This window comes from Martinezella sp. CNPSo 3959 (assembly GCF_057784355.1).
Genome location: NZ_JBXSOV010000009.1, coordinates 93,931 through 113,211 on the forward strand (window position 1 = coordinate 93,931; position 19,281 = coordinate 113,211).

The 19,281-nt window shown below is 58.7% G+C and carries 20 protein-coding genes; 7 read left to right on the forward strand and 13 right to left on the reverse strand.

Features of this window, described 5'->3' with window-relative positions:
• Nucleotides 1-72 precede the first annotated feature (72 nt).
• The 3 genes from AC13RE_RS19260 to AC13RE_RS19270 form a co-directional block, all read right to left on the reverse strand.
• Entirely contained in the window at nucleotides 73-369 is a 297-nt protein-coding gene (locus AC13RE_RS19260) for a hypothetical protein (protein WP_488483797.1), read from the reverse strand.
• Between the two features lie 164 nt (nucleotides 370-533).
• On the reverse strand, nucleotides 534-1,334 hold the full coding sequence (locus AC13RE_RS19265; RefSeq protein WP_488564112.1) for a bestrophin-like domain: 801 nt from the start codon (nucleotides 1,332-1,334) through the stop codon (nucleotides 534-536).
• A 149-nt stretch (nucleotides 1,335-1,483) separates the two neighbouring features.
• Entirely contained in the window at nucleotides 1,484-3,490 is a 2,007-nt protein-coding gene (locus AC13RE_RS19270; protein ID WP_488564113.1) for an ABC transporter ATP-binding protein/permease, read from the reverse strand.
• Nucleotides 3,491-4,092: 602 nt separating this feature from the next.
• On the opposite strand from AC13RE_RS19270, the gene AC13RE_RS19275 reads away from it, so the two are divergent.
• On the forward strand, nucleotides 4,093-4,467 hold the full coding sequence (locus AC13RE_RS19275) for a hypothetical protein (protein ID WP_112609014.1): 375 nt from the start codon (nucleotides 4,093-4,095) through the stop codon (nucleotides 4,465-4,467).
• Between the two features lie 195 nt (nucleotides 4,468-4,662).
• Here AC13RE_RS19275 and AC13RE_RS19280 read toward each other — a convergent pair whose 3' ends face one another.
• A complete protein-coding gene (locus AC13RE_RS19280) occupies nucleotides 4,663-4,824 on the reverse strand; it encodes a DUF1328 domain-containing protein (protein WP_015343210.1) in 162 nt (53 codons plus the stop codon).
• Nucleotides 4,825-4,894: 70 nt separating this feature from the next.
• Nucleotides 4,895-5,452 (reverse strand): hypothetical protein, encoded by a 558-nt coding sequence (locus AC13RE_RS19285; RefSeq protein ID WP_488564114.1) that lies wholly within the window; start codon nucleotides 5,450-5,452, stop codon nucleotides 4,895-4,897.
• An 834-nt stretch (nucleotides 5,453-6,286) separates the two neighbouring features.
• On the opposite strand from AC13RE_RS19285, the gene AC13RE_RS19290 reads away from it, so the two are divergent.
• From AC13RE_RS19290 to AC13RE_RS19305, 4 genes are read left to right on the forward strand one after another with little or no spacing between them, the layout of a single operon-like run.
• Complete coding sequence (locus AC13RE_RS19290; RefSeq protein WP_183711731.1) at nucleotides 6,287-6,439, forward strand: hypothetical protein; 153 nt, start codon at nucleotides 6,287-6,289, stop codon at nucleotides 6,437-6,439.
• A gap of 33 nt (nucleotides 6,440-6,472) precedes the next feature.
• Nucleotides 6,473-6,709, forward strand: coding sequence for a 30S ribosomal protein S21 (gene rpsU / locus AC13RE_RS19295; protein ID WP_488564115.1), 237 nt, complete (start codon nucleotides 6,473-6,475; stop codon nucleotides 6,707-6,709).
• A 42-nt stretch (nucleotides 6,710-6,751) separates the two neighbouring features.
• Nucleotides 6,752-6,946: a hypothetical protein gene (locus tag AC13RE_RS19300; protein ID WP_015343205.1), complete on the forward strand. Its 195-nt coding sequence runs from the start codon at nucleotides 6,752-6,754 to the stop codon at nucleotides 6,944-6,946.
• Between the two features lie 15 nt (nucleotides 6,947-6,961).
• Nucleotides 6,962-7,537, forward strand: a complete 576-nt coding sequence (locus AC13RE_RS19305; RefSeq protein ID WP_488564116.1) for an alpha-ketoglutarate-dependent dioxygenase AlkB — start codon at nucleotides 6,962-6,964, stop codon at nucleotides 7,535-7,537.
• An 80-nt stretch (nucleotides 7,538-7,617) separates the two neighbouring features.
• On the opposite strand, the gene AC13RE_RS19310 is transcribed toward AC13RE_RS19305, so the two are convergent.
• Nucleotides 7,618-9,663, reverse strand: a complete 2,046-nt coding sequence (locus AC13RE_RS19310; RefSeq protein ID WP_112399968.1) for a flotillin family protein — start codon at nucleotides 9,661-9,663, stop codon at nucleotides 7,618-7,620.
• Between the two features lie 435 nt (nucleotides 9,664-10,098).
• Here AC13RE_RS19310 and AC13RE_RS19315 point away from each other — a divergent pair, with 435 nt between their 5' ends.
• Together AC13RE_RS19315 and AC13RE_RS19320 are read left to right on the forward strand one after the other, a co-directional pair.
• Nucleotides 10,099-10,995, forward strand: a complete 897-nt coding sequence (locus tag AC13RE_RS19315; RefSeq protein ID WP_132720205.1) for a GGDEF domain-containing protein — start codon at nucleotides 10,099-10,101, stop codon at nucleotides 10,993-10,995.
• A gap of 152 nt (nucleotides 10,996-11,147) precedes the next feature.
• Nucleotides 11,148-12,089: an MYG1 family protein gene (locus tag AC13RE_RS19320; RefSeq protein ID WP_488564117.1), complete on the forward strand. Its 942-nt coding sequence runs from the start codon at nucleotides 11,148-11,150 to the stop codon at nucleotides 12,087-12,089.
• A gap of 93 nt (nucleotides 12,090-12,182) precedes the next feature.
• On the opposite strand, the gene AC13RE_RS19325 is transcribed toward AC13RE_RS19320, so the two are convergent.
• From AC13RE_RS19325 to AC13RE_RS19355, 7 genes are read right to left on the reverse strand one after another with little or no spacing between them, the layout of a single operon-like run.
• A complete protein-coding gene (locus AC13RE_RS19325) occupies nucleotides 12,183-12,734 on the reverse strand; it encodes a MarR family winged helix-turn-helix transcriptional regulator (protein ID WP_488564118.1) in 552 nt (183 codons plus the stop codon).
• Between the two features lie 55 nt (nucleotides 12,735-12,789).
• On the reverse strand, nucleotides 12,790-13,587 hold the full coding sequence (locus AC13RE_RS19330) for an ABC transporter ATP-binding protein (protein ID WP_488564200.1): 798 nt from the start codon (nucleotides 13,585-13,587) through the stop codon (nucleotides 12,790-12,792).
• On the reverse strand, nucleotides 13,587-14,519 hold the full coding sequence (locus AC13RE_RS19335) for an ABC transporter permease (protein ID WP_488564119.1): 933 nt from the start codon (nucleotides 14,517-14,519) through the stop codon (nucleotides 13,587-13,589). The genes AC13RE_RS19330 and AC13RE_RS19335 overlap by 1 nt, the downstream gene beginning before the upstream one ends.
• Nucleotides 14,516-15,496: an ABC transporter substrate-binding protein gene (locus AC13RE_RS19340; RefSeq protein ID WP_488564120.1), complete on the reverse strand. Its 981-nt coding sequence runs from the start codon at nucleotides 15,494-15,496 to the stop codon at nucleotides 14,516-14,518. The genes AC13RE_RS19335 and AC13RE_RS19340 overlap by 4 nt, the downstream gene beginning before the upstream one ends.
• 38 nt (nucleotides 15,497-15,534) lie before the next feature.
• Nucleotides 15,535-16,758: an alpha-hydroxy acid oxidase gene (locus AC13RE_RS19345; RefSeq protein WP_488564121.1), complete on the reverse strand. Its 1,224-nt coding sequence runs from the start codon at nucleotides 16,756-16,758 to the stop codon at nucleotides 15,535-15,537.
• Nucleotides 16,759-16,794: 36 nt separating this feature from the next.
• Complete coding sequence (locus AC13RE_RS19350; protein ID WP_488564122.1) at nucleotides 16,795-18,222, reverse strand: FAD-binding oxidoreductase; 1,428 nt, start codon at nucleotides 18,220-18,222, stop codon at nucleotides 16,795-16,797.
• Nucleotides 18,219-19,250, reverse strand: coding sequence for a prephenate dehydratase domain-containing protein (locus AC13RE_RS19355; protein WP_488564123.1), 1,032 nt, complete (start codon nucleotides 19,248-19,250; stop codon nucleotides 18,219-18,221). Before AC13RE_RS19355 ends, AC13RE_RS19350 begins: the two co-directional genes overlap by 4 nt.
• Between the last annotated feature and the right edge of the window lie 31 nt (nucleotides 19,251-19,281).

Here is a 19,281-nt window from a genome sequence, read left to right on the forward strand (position 1 = left end):
GAGGGTGGAATGTGTGGAACGTCTGAGCGCGCCGGGCGTTCAACCGTGGCTGCCACCAGGCATTTAGAGCTTTCAGGCAAATACTGCGATACAGACCGACAGCCAGAGCAAGGCAGTTCCAAGCGCCAGCGCTCGCCGTGCGCCGACCACCTTTTCTTCATCCTCGCGCGCCACCGGAGTCGTTACGATCCAAGGAACGGAACCCAGCGCCGCAAAGCCGCTGAGTGCCAGGGCTACCACAAAATAATCCGAGACATGCCAGCGCCCTTGCTCATAAACGCCCCAGTAGCCAAGGAACGCCATCCCAACTGCGAACATGGTTGCCGATGCCGAGCAAAGCCCGGTAACCGAGCCTGCCGGCGCGCGCATCCCACTTCCTTCCGGTGTTGATCCGTTCATGATAAACCCACGACAGCAAACAGCTCCTTCCATCATGTCAGCAATTGAGCAGAAGGTGAAGCGACTGAGGGTGTTGCTCCAGGGGAGGTCATCGCAGGAGCGCTACGATCCACATATATGCTAGACTGCGATTTTTAGTTGCGCTGCATGTCGGTCAGCGCGTGTCGCATCGATGTGCTCGAAATACCGAAAAAGCCGCCATAGGGAAGGTCGAGATCCAGGATAACGAACATGACGCTTGCGACCGAGATGATGGCCACAAGGACAATCGCGCCGGCGAGCGGGTTTTTGGGAGCCTGAAGCCCGAAACTCAAAAATACCAACATAAGCCAGAAGATGAGAACGCCAAGAAATGGCGCGGAAAGCGAGCCATGTGCATCTTCGATGACGGTCCATCGCGCGGCCATGACATTGCTGAAAAGCTGACTGCAGCGGGTTGCAAGGGCCTGATGCAAGGGGTCGGTGGGCTGCAGGCGGTCAATGTTAAGCCCGACATTATTCAACATCGATCCTAGGGCGGGCGCCTCGCCGGTCAAAGGCAAGTCCGAGATATCGGGATATTTCTCGCCCTGCGGAGGCGCTTCATCGGGCCAGGTGCTGGCAATGACGGCAGCGGTATAGCTGCGCAATAGCTGCCTCTCATTGTCGAGGGCCGAGCCGTAATTTTTCAGGCAACCGTCCATCTCGGCGAGACCCGCAGCATAACGATTGCGATCGTGGGAGGCGGCAGTGAAGGCATTGAGTTCCGATGCCAGCAACAAACTCATGACAAGGGCTGCAAAAGTCACGAGCAGTGCGGTTACCACCCGAAGAAAGTCCATTGTCTCGTTGCCGCGATGCGGCTCAGGCAATTTGGCGCGCAGTATCGAGCCGACGAAAGCGCCCAGGACAAGAAGGATAAGCAAGACCAGCGACCAGATCGCTTCTCGTTGCATCGAACATGCTCCAACTGCATCTAATCGTTGAGTATGTCACGTTCCAGCATAAGGGAATACATCTCAATGTCGAATGGCGCAGACGTGGTGCATTTGCTTTTGCTTCACTTTGCGTGTGTTCGAAGCGTGCGCGGCAATTGCACTAACCGCTATCGGCGCGGGGATCGTGCGCCCTGATCCGAGGTCGAATTATCTTTGAATATAGGTCTTCGGTCGTCCAAGAGGCGCAAAATCAGATTCCCTTTTCTGTGGCGGTGAGTGAGTTCGATGTCGCTGACCAGCCGTGCGCCACCTTGGCGCCGCTCCAGGGTAATCTTGCGGCTGTGGAAGGCTTCCAGCTCGGCTCTGTGCGCGACGCTGATAATGGTGACCTTCGGCAATTCGCGAATGATCATCTCCATCATCTTGTCCTGGCTCTTCTCATCAAGGGCTGAGGTTGCCTCATCCAGCACGATGATATCGGGATCGTGCAGCAGAAGACGCGCGAAGGCGAGCCTCTGCTTTTCGCCGCCCGACAACGTCTGGTCCCAGGGGGCTTCCTCCTCGATCTTTTCGTTGAGATAGCCGAGACCGACCTTTTCAAGGGCGGCCTTGATCTCGTCCGGCGTCCAGTCGTCGGCCGCGCGGGGATAGGCGACGGCGCGGCGAAGCGTGCCCGACGGTATGTAAGGCCGCTGCGGCAACATGAACAATCGGCTATCGGGGTGGACGTTGACGCCGCCATGACCCCAAGGCCACAGACCGGAAATTGCCCGTATCAGCGTGCTTTTGCCCGAACCGGATTCGCCGGCGACCAAGACGCGTTCCCCCGGATCGATTTCCACCTCCGTTTCCTTGACTACGGACGTGCCGTCGTCGAGTGTCACGGAGAGGTCGTTGAGCGACAACATCGTCTCGTCTTCGGTTTCTCCATGCTTGATTCGTCCGAGCGTATCGTTCTTTTCGGCCCGCTCGAGCCCATCAAGCGAGGTCATGAGCGAGGCGACACGATGCGCCGAGGCGTTCCAGTCGGCAAGGCGCGGATAGTTGTCGACCAGCCATCCGAATGCGCTTTGAACGATGGCGAAGGCAGAGGCAGCCTGCATGACCTGACCGAGCGTCATGCTGCCTTCCAGAAATTTCGGCGCACAAAGCAGGACCGGCACGACAGGCGCAATCAACATGGAGACCTGTGACACGAGGGTCGTGCGCATATATTGATGGGCAAGCAACGCCCACTGTTTCAGCACGTTTCCGAACGTCCGCTCGAGGTCGTTGCGCTCTTCCTCTTCACCGCCCAGCAATGCGATGCTCTCACCGTTTTCGCGGACATGCGTCAGCGTGTAGCGAAACTCCGCTTCCACCTGGTTTTTGACCTCGGAAACCCTCACGAAATGGCGGCCGATGACCGCCATCGAGGTAGACGTGATCACGGCGTAAAGGACCGCCGTGACGACGAGAAAGCCGGGAATCGTAATGATTGAACCGGCGATCTCGAAAGTCAGGGCGCCGCCGATCGTCCAGAGGACCACGATGAAGGTCGAGGCCGAGAGAAATGCTGAAATGACGCCAGCGATGAAATCGACCGGGGATTCCGTGGCGATCCGCAAATCCTCCGAGAGACGGGCCTCGGGGTTTTTGTGGTCGTCGCCGCCGATCAGATTTAGTTGATAATAGCGGCCGTTGGCGAGCCACCGGGCGATCAAAGCGGTTGTGAGCCAGAAGCGCCAGCGTCTTTGGATCATCATACGAACATAGACTTGTATGGTGACGAGGGCGACGCTGCCGAGCACGAGCGGGGGAAACACCGCGGTCAGGACGTAGACGGCATGAGCGTTGCGTTGCTCGATCGCGTCAAAAATCGACCGGTTCCAGATATTGATCCCATACTGGAAACAGACATTCAGGCCAATCAGGGCAAGGAGGCCAATCGAGCATGGCCAGGCAAAACGGTCTCCGCGACGGCTCCAATAACCGCGGGCGCTGATCCAGAAACGGCTAAGTAGATAACGCTTTCGTGCCTGCTCTGTTTGCTCGGGGGTCAAATCCGGGTCAGGTTCTACTAAATCAGGCGGCTGCTCGGCCTCGACAGTCGAACTCTTCCCTTGATGCAATTTTTCGGCGTCAGCCGGCCCGGCATCATCGACCGATTTCGGACTGGATTTTGCGTCGGTCATAAGCGGGACAACGGCCGAAAATTCAAAAAGTTTCACCCTTGATCATGAGCATGCATGCAGCCGCCTGGAGGACATGCTCCACGCAAGCAGCACGAGGGTTCAAAGGCTTGAGGGAACCGTCGATCGCAAAGGACGTTTCAATGAGAGGAGGAATTCACTATGTGCCCGCAAACGCCAATTACGGCCTCAGTCTTCGCACCTGCGCTTGGACTCCCGAACCCCATACAATATTTCCCCGAGCCATCGCCTCGCCTTCCGGCTTCGGAGAGCGAAAAGGAGGCTTACGAGAAGGGGGTGAAGGATGGAAAATGCGATGCCGAAAATAAAAAGAACCCCTATTCCGAGGATAGCGAACAGGCGAAAGCTTACGAGCATGGCTATCTTGATGGGCAGAAGATCAGGTTCGCAGAGTAGATATATAGCGACGGAAAACAGCGCACTCGCGATCGTCCGTGCTATTGAAGCGAAAGGCTTTCCCGAACTTAGTAGCGTTGGTGCCAGTCGTGGAAACTGCTTGGCATAGCTTCATGGAACTCTATGTTTCCACCGACGTTTGCTGATCGCGATCTCTTCGATCTGGGAGATCTTTACAGGAGGCTATCGTGTTTAAATTTCCTGTTTTATTCAGCATTATCCTCTTTCCAACCGCCGTTCTTGCCCAGTCCCCCGATCTGGAAGCAACATGCAAGACCGTCGCCAAGAATTTCTTTTTATCGGACGGGCTTGCGATTGGAACGGTGCAGTCCTTTCCGGAGCTCAAGCCGCCTGGCGTTCGTATGACCTACTCCACCCGGCCCGGCACTGCGGCAGCCGAGATGAGCGACACTTTCGAATGCGAGTTCGAAAAGGCGGACAAGCCTCACAACCTCGTCAAGTTTTGCGTCTCCAGCACATGCTATGTGCCCAATGACGGAGATGCAGATCGCAAGCGACATTTCGAGGAGATGCGAATTCTTCTGCAGCGATCTGAGAAATAGGGGTGCTAAAGGGTTGAGGCCGCTCCTGCCAATGAACCTCTTCCGAGTTCTCGCCGCAGCTACGAACTCTAACGGGAAGAGACCGTCACGGAAAGTATTTGTCGTAATTGATTAAGGAAGAGCGCCGGCCCGACCCACCGTCATGGTTGATCGGGTGGGCCGGCATCCGGATCGCGGTCTCATTCATCTTCGCCTTCAGCGTCTCATCACATTCATGACGAGCGAAACGACGAAGAAGATAAGAAAGATAAAGAACAGGACCTGTGCGATAGACGCAGAGGCGCCTGCTATGCCGCCGAAGCCGAGGGCTCCTGCAATCAAGGCTACGACGAGAAATACCAGTGCATAATAAAGCATTTCGCTCTCCATTGGTTGCTGGATGAAGAACGGAGCAAAGTGCACTTTGTTCCTTGAATGAGGGCTGGCGTTACTCCGTTGTCACGGCTTGTTTCAACCAAACCTGCTTACCGCCGGCGTCCGGCGGCGGCGGTTCGGCGGCATCCAGATACCTCTTTACCGGAGCCGTGAGCACAAACCACAGGCTGGCGCCAAGCAGGAAGATGCCCGCTGCCTCGTCGCCGGCGTAGACACAGAAGGGGAAAATGACGCCGGTAAGCAAAACGGTCAGTCGGGTCGCCCATTCGCTCTCACGCTTGCGCGTGGCTATAGCCGCCAGCGCCTGATAGGATCGTATATCGTAATTGCGCCCCATTCGACGAGGCATCAAAAATCGCAGCGACGGAACAGAAAGCATGAAGAGCGTGCCGATGGAGAAAGCGTAAATCGGGCCATTCAGCAACAGGCCGCTTGCCGCCATAAGGGCGAGAACAACGATAAGGCTCCATGACGGGCTTAGCGTCTGCGGAGAAAGACCGGTTTGTTTGTGCCACAGCCGCATGGCTGCCGATCCGCCGCGAAGCAACGGAAGATCGATGTAGCGATTGAGCAATTCCATGGTGAGCCCTTCTAATGTCGGCGCAGCCAAACATCAGAAGAATCCGGCACCAGCATGGCAAGACTGAAAATCCGCCGATACAGTTGAGGTTACTCGGCGTTTTCCCATGCGCGGATGGAGGAACGGCCGTTATCGTCGTAGCGGAACGCGACTAGCCTTTAGTTCCCATGCGATGTGGAATCGAATAATGTCTCTTCTTATCGCGAATGGTCAGAGAGTATTGAGAATGTCTATGCAGCCGATCTACTACAGGCTCAAAAGGGCAATAGCCCTAGGCATTCTGATTATTTTTCCGGCTGTTTTCTGTGCGTCCTGCTCGACGGGAGATAGAAGTGGCGGTCAATCGGGTTCCGTAACCGCAAGCAAATCGACAGATCCTGCCGCCGCCAAAAAAAGCGGCTGAGCGTCGGCGATGGGCAGAGAGAGTCCAACGAGATAATGAGCTTGCTCCAGGCGGCTCGACACCGGGCTACTACGGCTCCTTCGGTCCTCGTTTCACTTGGTGAGCGATAGAAGGGCGGTCTTCAGAACTTGGTCATGCCTTCTTGCTTTTTCGGCTACCAAGCTAGGTTTGCGTCCTCGTTGCCGAGCCGGCGAAATTCAGGCGTCTCACACCGGGCTCGGTCAAACACATCAATAGCTGATTAATCCACCCTTCTACCCGGAGTGCGATGTTCCGGCTCCAATGGTGTTGGATCCACGCCTTTCACAGCCTGGATATCGCCTTGTAATGCGATATGCCACTCCTTATATTTCCGACATCACTCACATAATTGGCCACAGCGGACGGCTGAAGTCGTCGGCGCTCCCGTGCGCAACAGCGCCGGACCGTCATCTCGCCGAATGGCCGGTAAGGAATTTCAATTGAACAAAGCAAATATCCCCGCCGCTCCGGCGGCGATGGAGCCGCGCGACCGCGGTGAACGCATCGAACGGCCGGACAAAAACCAGAAGCCATATCCCTGCCTGCTCACGCGCGCCGAATTGAAGGCGATCATAGCCGAGCAGCTCGGTTGAGCGGAATTATCAACGAAAACAAGGAGAACGAGAATGCAAGTCATCGTCAGAGACAACAATGTCGAACAGGCCATTCGGGTACTGAAAAAGAAGATGCAGCGTGAAGGTCTGTTCCGGGAAATGAAGGAACATCGGGCCTACGAAAAGCCGTCCGAGCGGCGTGTGCGCGAAAGGGCGCAAGCGATTGCCCGCCAGCGCAAGGCCGTACGCAAGAGGATGCAGCGCGAAGGGCTTCTTCCTTCCATCAGGCGTCGGGCGGCGGCTCGGTAAATCATCGGCAGCAACCGCAAGCATCTAGGAAAGGATCACATGATGGAAGAACTGCACAGTATTACGGTTTCGGAGCAGCGGCTGGAAGACTGCCGCGATGCTATCGAGTTCGATCTGCAGGAGCTGATCCGGAGCACGATTGTCTCCGGTTTTTCGGCCGAAGAGGTCCTGATTGCGATCAGCGAACTGGTCGCGGAGGATTTCGCCGCGGTCGCGAAAGTTCCAAGTGTCCATTAAACAGAAGGAGCGGCCATGGGCATTTCAGCGCAAGGAAACCTGTTTGCGGCAGTAGAACCGCCGTTGCCGGAGGGTTTCCGCTACCAAGCCGATATCGTTCCGGAGTCCATCCAGTTGGATCTACTTCGCGAGATACCGCAATTGCCGCTGAAGCCGTTCGACTTTCATGGCTTCGAAGGTAGACGACGCGTCGTCTCCTATGGCTGGAAATACGATTACGAGGCGCAGCGTGCGAGGCGCACCGGCGAAATTCCGTCGTTCCTTCTGCCCGTGCGCAGCATCGCGGCTGAGTTTGCGGGAATAGCGCCCGATGATCTGCAGCAAGCCCTTGTCACCGAATACGCCCCGGGTGCGCCGATCGGCTGGCATAGGGACAAGAAGGTGTTCGGGCGGGTTGTCGGCATTTCCCTGCTATCGCCTTGTACGTTCAGGCTGAGGCGCCGTGCCGGGGATAAATGGCAGCGCGCCACGCTAATCTGCGAACCCGGTTCCGCTTACGTGCTGTCAGGTCCTGCGCGAAGCGAATGGGAGCATTCCATCCCGCCGGTTGATCGGCTTCGCTATTCGATTACCTTCCGGGAAATCGGCTAACGCGAGGTCGAGCCGCAGTGAGTTGCGGCTGGGAGCAAGCCACTGGACAAGATGGGCCGGCATAGCCGGCCCATCTGCAATCAATCATGGGCGATCGCTGTGGGGGCAGCAGCCGGCGCTTCCTGCCGCCCAAGCCGGTCGGCGACCAGCATCGACAACATCATCTCGACAAGACCGTTGGCGGCACCCTTTTCCCCGGCGCCACCGCCGACCTGGATCTGCGGCACGAGAGGCAGCCTGCCGTTCTCTATCGCTTCAGCGAAGCGCATCAGAACCTGCGAATTCAGCTGATAATCCGGCCCGCCGAAGGCTGCGACCTTCTTTTCGGTGGCTTCTGCTTCCGCCAGACCGACGGCGCGCACCTTTTCGGCATCGGCAAGGCCCGTAGCCTTAATGCGCTCGGCATCGGCAAGCGCAATCGCCTTGATGCGGTCGGCCTCGCCGAGGCCCGCAAGGCGTACCTTCTCGGCTTCAGCCTTGGCAGTGACCTGGATGGTTTCCGCCTGCTGGCGAGTGCGGGCGAGCTGCGCCTTACCTTCGTTTTCACTGATCTCGATGGTCAGTGCAGAAGTGGTGATCTTGGCCTGTTGTTCGGCAAGCGCTTCCTTCTCGCGCAATGTGCGCTCCTGGACGGCCGCGACTTCTTGCAGCTTATAGGTCTCGACCTTTTCAACGGCGATCTGGCGTTCGCGCAGCTGGATCAGGATTTGCTCTATGCTGTTCTGGCCGTTGCTGGCGCGCGGGGTGCCGATCAGAACTTCCTGCAGCTCGAGACTGTAGGAGGCGAACTTCTCGCGCATTTCCTCCCCGGATTTGCGCTGGATTTCGCTGCGTTCCTGCAGGAGCTCGATCAGGGTCTTGGTCTGGGCAATATTCTTGAAATAGGCCGAGACCATCGGATCGAGCGTCTGCTCCACCAGGCGCTTGATATCGCCGAAGCGCTGCACGACGAGCGGTGCCTTCATATAGTCGATATGTACGACGACCGAGAGCGGCAGCACGGGTTCGAACGCGTCCTTGGTGATCAGCGATACTTCGGACAGATTCTCATCCAGCCTGTGCTCGCCGAACTGTTCCTTCGTCCATTTGAGTACGAAGTTGGTGGTCGGTACGATGACGATACTACCGGCATAGGTGTTGAAGGCATATTTGCCGGGCAGAAGTGGTGCCGACCAGACGCCCCGCGCGCCGGTCTCCACCAGTTCGCCGTGGCGATAGGACTGGCCGGAAATGTCCGCGCCGCGGCGGCCGGTATAAGAGACAACAACACCGACCGTGCCGACATCTATAATTGTCTTGTCGACCAGTTCGACGGTCGCGAAAATGCGGTTTAGGAAGTAGCTGCCGTCGGCAAGCACCTGCAATTGACGGCCGCGATAGCCGCCGGCATTGAGAAATTTCTCCGGATCCTGGAAATTATTATGGAAGTTCGCATCCGTCGGATCGTTGGCAACCGTCGGTGCGATGATCTCGCCGTCGGGCAGGGCCGGACCGTCATGGATGGTCACGATGCCGATCATGTCCTCTGCGTCATGAATGACGACGGGCTCGAAGCCCTCTCGCTCGGTGATCTGTGTCGACATGTCGGCAAACAGTTTCTGTTCCGACGAACTGAGGTTGACGGCATAGATCGATTGTGCGGTCAGCACGATGAACTGCGCAAGATTGATGGCATAGGTGCCTTCGCGCAGGATTTTACGCTGCGGGCCTTTCTGTCCACCTTTGAGGAGAAAGTCGCGCACGTCCTGGAAGTCATCGGCTTCCATGTTTGAGGCAAGCGTCTGGGTGGGCGGCAGCGGCTTGCCGTCACGGGCAAAGACGTAACCGATCTGACCCTGTGGAATGGTCACGAGATTGGCGCGATGCAGGGAATACTGAAACGGCATGAAAAAATGCAGGCCGCCGCGCACGACATCAGGCTGGAAACCAGCCTCGCCGTTCAGTGCAATGAAACCGTTCTTCACGGAACCGCGAAAACTCCACAGCTTTTCGAGGATGCCGAGCCTGTCGTTGGGAATATAGCGGATCACGCCGCTCCATCGGAAAACTATCGCGAGCACGATTGCGGCACCGGCGATCTCGATCGCCAGCCATTCCATCGGACTGAGATTGGTGAGGGCTTCCATCTCTTCTCTCCTATGGGCGCACGGGTTCATCCACCCGACAGCCGCCCGGTTGGTATTGGTTGATAAGACGGGGAGATTGCGCGCCTAAGCATTCGACGCACCAAGGGCGTGTCGAAGGTTTGGGCTGCTTATTGTCTGGAAAAATGACCACGCATCGCCAGTCCCCACTGGGGAACTGCGTGGTCGTGAGTAATCTCACATCGGTGTTGCCTTGATAGACATAACGGTAGACCACGTAGGGATTGCGCCTATAGGTTTAAAGATGCTTGGTGCGGAAATCGCATAAGTACTTCCAATGATTCGGCGATTTCGAGCAACCAATCGATCGGCGCGCTAAGGCAATGGAAGGGCAAGCCAATTCCGTCCAGCTGTCTCCCCCTTTTCTCGTGGCAATTCTGCGGTAAGTATTGTGCTACTGAATTAGCGGGAACCGATATGGATGAAATGATCGAACAGCTTCTGCACCTTTGTGCGACCAGTTCGACGCTTATGGCGGTTTATGACGCCGAGGATCGGTTGCGATATGCGAACCCTGCCTTTCGATCAGCCTATTTTATCGATCCCGATGAAGCACCGCTATGGCCGGATCTGATGCGGCGCAACTTCACACTTGGGCGCGGTACGGTCATTCGCACAGTCGACTTCGACGGATGGCTGCGGTCGACGCAGTCACGTCGCGGCAAGATCGGCTATCGAGCCTTCGAGACGGATTTGGTGGACGGTCGCTGGCTTTGGATGACCGAAACCATGCAGAAGAATGGCTGGATGCTGTGTATTGCGAGCGATATAACAACATTGCGTGCCGAAGGCCGAAGCGTCCGGCAAGATCGCGACCAGGCCATCAAAGCTTCTCAAACAGACGAGCTCACAGGGATCGCCAATCGCCGTTTCGTCATGGCGCGAATAGACGATATGCTGGCCGGCGCCAGGGGTGGCGATATCGGATGCCTTGCCGTATTCGATATCGACAATTTCAAACTGATCAACGATAAGCACGGTCACGACGCCGGCGATCTCGTCCTGCGGGATTTTGCGCATCGGCTTCATCAATATGTGCGGCGGACCGACTGTTTCGGGCGCGTCGGCGGCGAGGAGTTCGTGCTCGTGATGCCGGGGACGGCGCAGCAAGATGCAATCGAACTCATTGAACGGATGTTGACGACGATCCGGTTTTCCCGACCGCTCACAGCCTCGCCGGATTTCGGTTACACCTGCTCGGCCGGCATTGCTGCCTGCCTGGAAACCGACAGTGCGCCAGATTTGTATCGGCGCGCCGATCAGGCTCTCTACGCTGCCAAGCTCAGCGGCCGCGACCGGGTTCGCGCTGCCTGAAGTGTCGATCCACGCTTGCACATCGTTTTCTGCGGTTCAACATGGCAGCACCTGCCAGTATCCCTTCACTTTCGCGATAAGCAGTTGAGATAATGGCCGGAACTGGTTATCTGCCGGGCTGTCCAATTCGCGAACAGTAAGGCTATGGCCGTATGGCTCCAAATTTCCTCGTCACGCATTCCGGCGGCTTTCATGCCGACGAAGTGTTGTCCAGCGTCATTCTCACGCAGATTTTCCCTGAAGCACGGCTTGTTCGCAGCAGGGCGCCGGAATGGATCACCCCCGGCGCCGATCGCATCGTCTATGATGTCGGCGGCGCCTATGATGCCGCTGTCGGGATTTTCGATCATCACCAGCGCGGCGCCCCGCAGCGCAACGATGGTCAGCCCTTCAGCTCGTTCGGCTTGATCTGGAAACATTTCGGTCGTGACTATCTGGCCGCTCTCTCTGTTCCGGGCGCCTTCGTCGAGACGATGCATGCCGCTTTCGATGCCAGCTTCGTCTTGCCGATCGACCTGGTCGACAATGGCGCCCTCAGTCCGGACAGCGCCGGTCTGCTGGCGGGATTGACCCTGCCGTCCCTGCTCGAGACATTGAAGCCCGTCTTCGACGATCCGGATCCGGAGGCGACCGATCGGGCCTTTCATGCTGCGGTTGCGATCGCCCGCAGTTTTGTCGAAGCAAAGATTGCCGGGATCCATGCGAAACTGCGCGCTGAAACCCTGGTTCTGAAGGCGATTGTGTCCGCGGGGGAGGGCCGTGTTCTCGAGCTGCCGATGGGCATGCCGTTTCGTCCGGCCATCATGAAGGCAGGTGCCGATCACCTCCTGTTCGTGGTCCATCCGCGCGACGCCGATTGGTGCCTGACGGGAATTCGCCGCGCGGAGGAAGGGTTCGAGCTGCGCGCCGACCTGCCGGCGGCTTGGGCGGGGTTGAGCGGGCGCGATTTGGAAGTGGCGACGGGGGTCCAGGGAGCCAGCTTCTGCCATAACGGCCGTTTTATTGCCGCCGCCAAAACGCGAGAAGCTATACTTGCTCTCGCCAGGTTAGCGGTAGAGGACGTGGAAAAAGGAGCCGATCGAGTCTCGAACTAAGGCTGAACTCGCCATCGGCACATGCCGCAAACGTCGGGAAGAACAAGCGGCTGGTTTCAGCCATGTGCCGGGCCGCTTGCATGCCGAATTGGATCAGCCTCCAGATCTGACGTCGCCAACCACGGCCTGCCACCCACGAGCGACAGCTCCGGCGCAAGCATCCTCGATGCGATCGAGCATGGCATGGAGCATCTCGCGCTCGTGTTCAGACAGGCTTTCGAGGATGCGTGCCTCCATCGCCTGACCGATCGACACGATCTCGTCGAGCACCTTGTAGCCCTCGGATGTGAGTTCGACGGCCGAAAACCGCCGGTCGCCTGCGCCGGCGTTGCGTCGGGCAAAGCCCAGCGAAACCAGTTGCGCGATACCGCGGCTGACGGCAAATTGATCGAGCGCGCCTGCGTGGCAGATTTCCTTGCTCGAAAGCCCGGGGCGGCCACCGGCGATGGCGAGAATTCGCCACGAGGCTTGCGACAGACCGTATCTTGGTCCGTAATAGGACGCGAGCAGCTCAGCGGTGCTGCTTGCGACCAGAAACATTCGATAGGGTATCCAGCGATCGAGCCGGAAGGCCGGCTTTAATGCCGTCCCATCCTCGCGTTCCTCCGCCAGCCCATTTTCAGGTTGATCATTTTTAAATTGCATATTGCAGATATATTCCAGCGCAACTGTGAAAACAAGCGGCCACTCCGGGCAGCGATCAAGCAAGCAGAAGCCTGTCCTCGGCGATCTCGCCGCCGCTCACTGCCCCGAACAGGGCGATCAGGTCGGGAACGTCGTAACCTGCCCGTTCATCGCCTGCAACATCAAGCACGATGCGTCCGCCACTCATCATGATGGTGCGCTGGCCATAATCGAGAGCATGTCGCATGCTATGCGTCACCATCAGCGTGGTGAGATGCTGGCGCTCGCTGATCTCCGCCGAAAGTGCCAGGATGCGCGATGCTGCCTTGGGATCAAGCGCGGCTGTATGTTCGTCGAGAAGAAGTATCTTCATTGGCAGCAACGTTGCCATCAGCAGGCTTACCGCCTGTCGCTGACCGCCGGAAAGTGTGCCAATTCGCGCTCTAAGCTTCGTTTCAAGTCCGAGCCCAAGGCTGGCGAGCTGTTCCTCAAATCGCGAGCGGCCACGTCTCCCGCCAAGCGCAAGGGAAAATCCACGTCGCCCGGCGCGTGCGGAGGCGAGCGCAAGATTTTCCTCGACGGTCAGAGCCTCACAGGTTCCGATCCGTGGGTCCTGAAATACGCGGCCGATGAATCGCGCCCGTGCCTGTGCAGACAGTCGTGTGACGTCTACGCCATCAATCACGATCCGGCCTTTGTCGGGCGAAATTGCGCCGGCAATGGCCGAAAGCAGCGTGGATTTTCCTGCACCATTGCTGCCGATCACGGTTACGAACTGGCCATGGGGAATAGCCAGCGAAGCGCCACGCAGGGCGGCTACTTCGAGAGCGGTGCCAGGATTGAACGTGACCGAGATCGTATCGAGTTTCAGCATCATGAGGCTGCTCCTTCTGCTTTCGACGGCTCCGACAGCCGGGTACGCCTGATGGCGGGCAGCTTCTTCAGCCGCGTTTTTGAAATCATCACGGCAACGGCGACCACCAGTGCGGTTACCAGATTGAGATCCTGCGCCTGGATCCCAATCACGCCGCCATCGAGTGCCAGGGCGATGACCAGCCGGTAGATCAATGCGCCGAGGATGCAGCCCAGAGTGGCGCGTGCAACCGACCCGGTGCCGACGATTGTCTCGCCGATGATGACGGCGGCAAGACCGGTGACGATGGTGCCGATACCCATGGAGACATCGGCAACACCCTGGCTTTCGGCATACAGCGCTCCGGCAAGGCCAACGAGGCCGTTGGCGAGAGCCATGCCAAGCATGACCATGCGGCCGTTGTCGACGGCCTGCGCCTCGGCCATCTTCGGATTGGCACCGGTTGCACGCAAGGCAAGTCCCATGTGTGTCGCGAGGAACCAGTCAACCAGAACCTTTGCGGCCACCACGATGCAGAGGAGCAATATTGTATTGCCCCACACACCGAGTGCGGCCACCGTACCGATCCAGGAAAATATGGTGTCGGTGCCGTAGAGCGATATATTCGGTTTGCCCATGATGCGCAGGTTGATAGAAAACAGCGCAACCATAGTCAGGATACCCGCCAGCAGGTTCATGATCTTCAATCGAACCGACAGAAATGCCGTTACGAAGCCGGCGACCGCACCCGCCGCAAATCCGAGGAGCGTTGCGGCGATGGGGGGCACGCCGGCCATAATCGCGGATGCTGCGACTGCAGCGCCCAGCGGAAAGCTGCCATCGACAGTCAGATCCGGAAAATCGAGCACCCGAAACGAAAGATAGACGCCAAGGGCAACGAGGGCAAACAGCAGGCCTGCCTCGCAGGCGCCGGAAAGGGCAATCAGGCTCATTGTGCGATCACCTTTGCTGCGCTTTGCGTCGTGGCCTCGGACAGAGTGACGCCCATCTTCTTGGCCGAAACGAGATTGAGATAGAGATCCTCGCTGTCCAGAGTTCCAACCGGGATGTCGGCGGGCTTTGCGCCGTTCAACACTTTGGCGGCAATCTCGCCCGTCAGCCGTCCGAGCTTATAGTAATTGAAGCCAAGCGCAGCCATTGCGCCGCGTTCGACGGAGTTGGTGTCACTGGCATAGACCGGGATCTTTGCATCGACGCCGACCTTGACCACGCTTTCAACCGCCGAAACCACCGTGCTATCGGTCGGCAGCAGGATGACGTCGACCTTGCCGACCAGGCTGCGGGCAGCATCCGGCACGGCGGCCGACTGCGCGGCCGTCGCCTCGACGATACTTATGCCGAATTTCGCCGCTGCCGCCTTCATGTCCGCCACCTGTGCGACGGAGTTGGCTTCGCCGGCATTATAGAGAACGCCGACCTTCGTTGCCGTTGGCGTCAGTTTGTGGATCAGTTCAAAGGTCAGGTTCAAAGGCTGCCTGTCGCTGGTTCCGGTCAGCGTGCCGTCGGGCTGCGTGAAGCTTTTGACCAATTTTGCCGCAACGGGATCTGTTACCGCAGAAAACACGATCGGGATCGCTCCTTTGGCCGCGGCCTGGCAAGCCTGGGCGGAGGGAGTGGAAATGGCGACGATCAGGTCGGGCGATTTACCGGCGAATGTTTTTGCGATCTGCGTTTGCGTCGGCATGCTCCCTTGAGCGCTGGCGACATCGAGCGTGATGGTTTTGCCGTCAACGAAGCCGGCATCCGCCAGCGCATCGACGATCCCTTTGCGGGCCGCATCGATGGCCGGGTGTTCGACGATATAGGTCAGGGCAACCGTCTTGTCGGCCGCAAATGCGGTCGCTGAGGGTAATGGCATCAGCAATGCTGAGAGGGCGAGGGCGTGAAACAAAGCAGTTCTACGGCGCATGGGAATGATCTCCTCGGAAGGGTTTTCGGAAAATTCGTTCAAGCGGCTGCGAAGGTTTGCGGGCGGGATGAGGTAGGCTCAATAGGTGTTGCCACCCTTTCGGCTCGGATCAGAGGTGGCGGCAGTCGGAGCTTTGCAGGGCCGATATCGGCGATGGTCGGTGAACCCGTCATCGCCTGGGCGACATCGAGTTCTGCAGCGAGGATGCTCAAAGCGCGGGAGACCGCTTCCTCTCCGCCGCTCGCAAGCGCATAGAGCGTTGCGCGGCCGAGCTGCACAGCCGTGGCGCCGAGGGCAAGGGCCTTGATGATATCGGTGCCGCTGCGAAATCCGCTGTCGACGAGAATGGCCAGCCGACCGGCCACCGCGGCGGCGAATTCCGGCAGCATATCGATACTTGCAACGGCTCCATCGAGCTGCCGGCCGCCATGATTGCTGACCACGATACCGTCCAGTCCCAATTCGGCTGCCCTTGCTCCCTGCGCTGGATCGAGTAGCCCTTTAAGGATCAAAGGGCCTTTCCAGCGGTCGCGTATGAAGGCGATATCGTCCCAGGATACGGTCGGATCGAGCTGCTGTTCCATCACCTCGGCGATGGTGGCGGCGGACCTGAGGTCGAACTCGGCCGCCATGACCTCCAGCCTCGGTGTACCGGCACGCGCCATCCGCAATGCCCAGGCGGGATGGGTGGCAAGGCTCAGGAGCTTCTTTGGCGTCCAGCGGAACGGCAGTGAAAAGCCATTGCGGGCATCGCGCAACCGTCTGCCGGGAATGGCGTTGTCGACGGTGATCTCGATTGCTTCGAAGCCCAAGGCCTGGGCGTGCTGCAATAGTCTGAGGCTCACCTCGCGGTCCCGGAACAGGTAGAGCTGAAACCACTTCCTGCCTTCACCGGCAGCCGCAACAGCTTCCATGGACGCGCTGGCCGCCGAACTCATGACAAAGGGGATTCCTGCTTGTGCGGCTGCCCGGGCCAATGCCTGGTCGCCCGCGGGCCATGCAGCACCCGCCAGCCCCGTCGGTCCGATGATGATCGGCATTGAGAGCGGCTTGCCGAAGAGCGAGATGGCCGCCGAGCGGTGGCCGACATCGACCGGCGCAGAGCCGACGAGACGGATCCGATCCAGTGCAGCCCTGTTTTCGCGCAATGTGAGCTCCGAGCCGGCGCCGCCGTCGAAAAAATCAAAGACCATCTTCGGCAATGCGCGTTGCGCGGCGATTCTAAAGTCGGCGATGGAGGCCGGACCATGCTGGCTGGACATGAATATTCTATTCCCTCCCTGGTTTATGGATCTTGCTCAATTGAACGGCGGTGCCTCGGCGAGATTGAAAATCTTGCCTGGATTCATGATGTTGTGAGGATCGACGGCGCGTTTGATCGCGGCCATCACCCGAATGGCGGGACCATGCTCTGCGACGAGTGCGGCCATCTTGCCGTGGCCGATCCCATGCTCGCCAGTCGATGTCCCCTGCAGCGCGATTGCGCGGGCCGCAAGGCGTTTGGTCAGGGTTTCGACGCGCTGACGCTCATCGGGATCGGCGGGATCGAAAAGGACGCAAAGATGGAAATTGCCGTCACCCACATGGCCGCAGATCGGTGCGAGGAGACCGAGATCCCGCACGTCATCTTTGGCGGCAAGTATGGCCTCGACAAGCCGGGATACCGGCACGCAACTATCTGTAGGCAGGGCGCTTGCGCCCGGGCGCAGCGCAAGGTTGGCCCACCAGATATCATGGCGTGCCTGCCAGAGCCTGCCTCGAGCCTCCGCCGATACGGCCGTGTCAAATCGACTGGCGCCAGCAGCATTTGCCTCCGTCTCTATGAGCGGCAAGGCGGCCTCGACTGCCGCGCGACCGCCGTGCAGTTCGATAAAAAGCGTCGGCTCGACCGGCAAGGAGAGTTTTGAATAGTTGTTGACGGCCTCGACCTGCAGTTCGTCGAGCAGTTCGATACGTGCCAAAGTGTCGGTGAGCTTGGTCGCAACAAGCACGAAGCCGACCGCTTGTTCCAGCGTCGAGAAACTCGCCGAAATCGCAACGACGTGGTCCGGAATTGGATGCAATTTGACAGTCACGTCGGTCACGATGCCGAGCGTGCCTTCCGATCCCACCCAGAGACGTGTCAGATCATAGCCGGCGGCCGATTTGCGGGCATGGCTTGCGGTGCGGATCCGATCGCCATTGGGCAGAACGACACCGAGTGAAACGACATTGTCTTTCATCGTGCCATACCGCATGGCGTTCGTACCGGAGGCACGCGTCGAGGCCATTCCGCCAAGTGAGGCATCCGCGCCGGGATCGACGGGAAAGAACAGTCCGGTATCGCGCAGTTCGGCGTTCAGGCGCTTGCGGGTTACGCCTGCCTCGACCGTCGCCGTCATATCGTCCGGTTGAATCGTCAAAATTCGATCCAGCCGCGAGAGATCGATGCATATTCCGCCCATAAGGGCGGCAACATGACCCTCACAGGAGGTGCCGGTTCCAAACGGGATTACCGGCACATCGAAGGCGTGGCAGGTCGCGACGATGCGTGATACCTCATCCGCCGTATCCGGGAAGACGACTGCGTCCGGCGGATAGGAGGGATGCCAGCTCACGTCATGGCCATGCTGATCACGCACGGCCGTCGCCGTTGTTAGCCGATCGCCGAAATGCAGCTTCAATTTTGCGATCGCCGCATCGACAAGATCGCTATGGCCTCCGTAGTGGTTTACCGCCGTCGTCATCGCTCGGGCTCCTGCTGGCCATCGGACCATCGAAAGGCGGCTGGAGGCTTGGTCCCCCATGACGAGAGATTTTCCTCACTGCGGTTGCGCAGGTGACGGCTTGCCATCGGGAATGTCCCGAGCACGACCAGCTCGCGAGCATGATGGGCGAGAATATCGAGCGCATCGGCCACCTCCGGTGTAGCTGGATCGCCCTCGAACTCGCAAAGGAAGCGGGATGGCACGAACTGCCCGCCGACAAGGTAGCTTTCGATCTTGGTCATATTGATGCCGTTTTCGGCAAATCCGGCAATGGCATGGTAGAGGCAGCCCGGCCGGTTCTGGGTGCGGAAGACGATCGTCGTCAGAAGCTGTGTTTTTTGCTCGACCGCTTGAGGTTCGGCAGACAGCACGTAGAACCGTGTCGTGTTATGCGGATCGTCTTCGACATTGCGTTTGAGGATATTCAATCCATAAAGGTCGGCTGCGACATCCGAGGCAATCGCGGCCTCGCGCGGATCCTTGCAAGATGCCACCAGCTCGGCGGCGTGCGATGTCGTAGGAGCGGCAATGGCCTCCAGGTCGAGCGCCGCAATTAGCCGGCTGACCTGACCAAGTGCGACGGGGTGCGAACGCACGCGCCTGATGCTTGCAAGCGATGCGCCCGGCGGCGCCATGAGGCAATGTTCGACGCGCTGAAAATGCTCGCCGACGATATGCAGACCGCTGTCGGGCACGATCCTGTGCACATCCGGCACCCGCCCGACGAGGCTGTTTTCGCATGGCAGGAGAATCCGGTCGACTTCACCGCGGACGGTGCTGGCAATCGTGGTCTCCAAGCTCGGTAGGGCGATGCGGTCGGCGGATGGGAACGCCATCCTGCAGGCAACATCCGCAAATGCACCGGGCCGACCATTGTAGCCGACCTTCTGGACCGCAAGCTCCGAGCCAGGTTTCGTGGCAACCGGAGGCAGTGTGCTTGTATTCGGGTCGAAAGGGATCGCGGGGCGAGGGGCCGTGGATCCACGGTTTGCGGCGGTCGATGTCATAGGCGAACTCCGAAGGAAATTTGCGCATGCC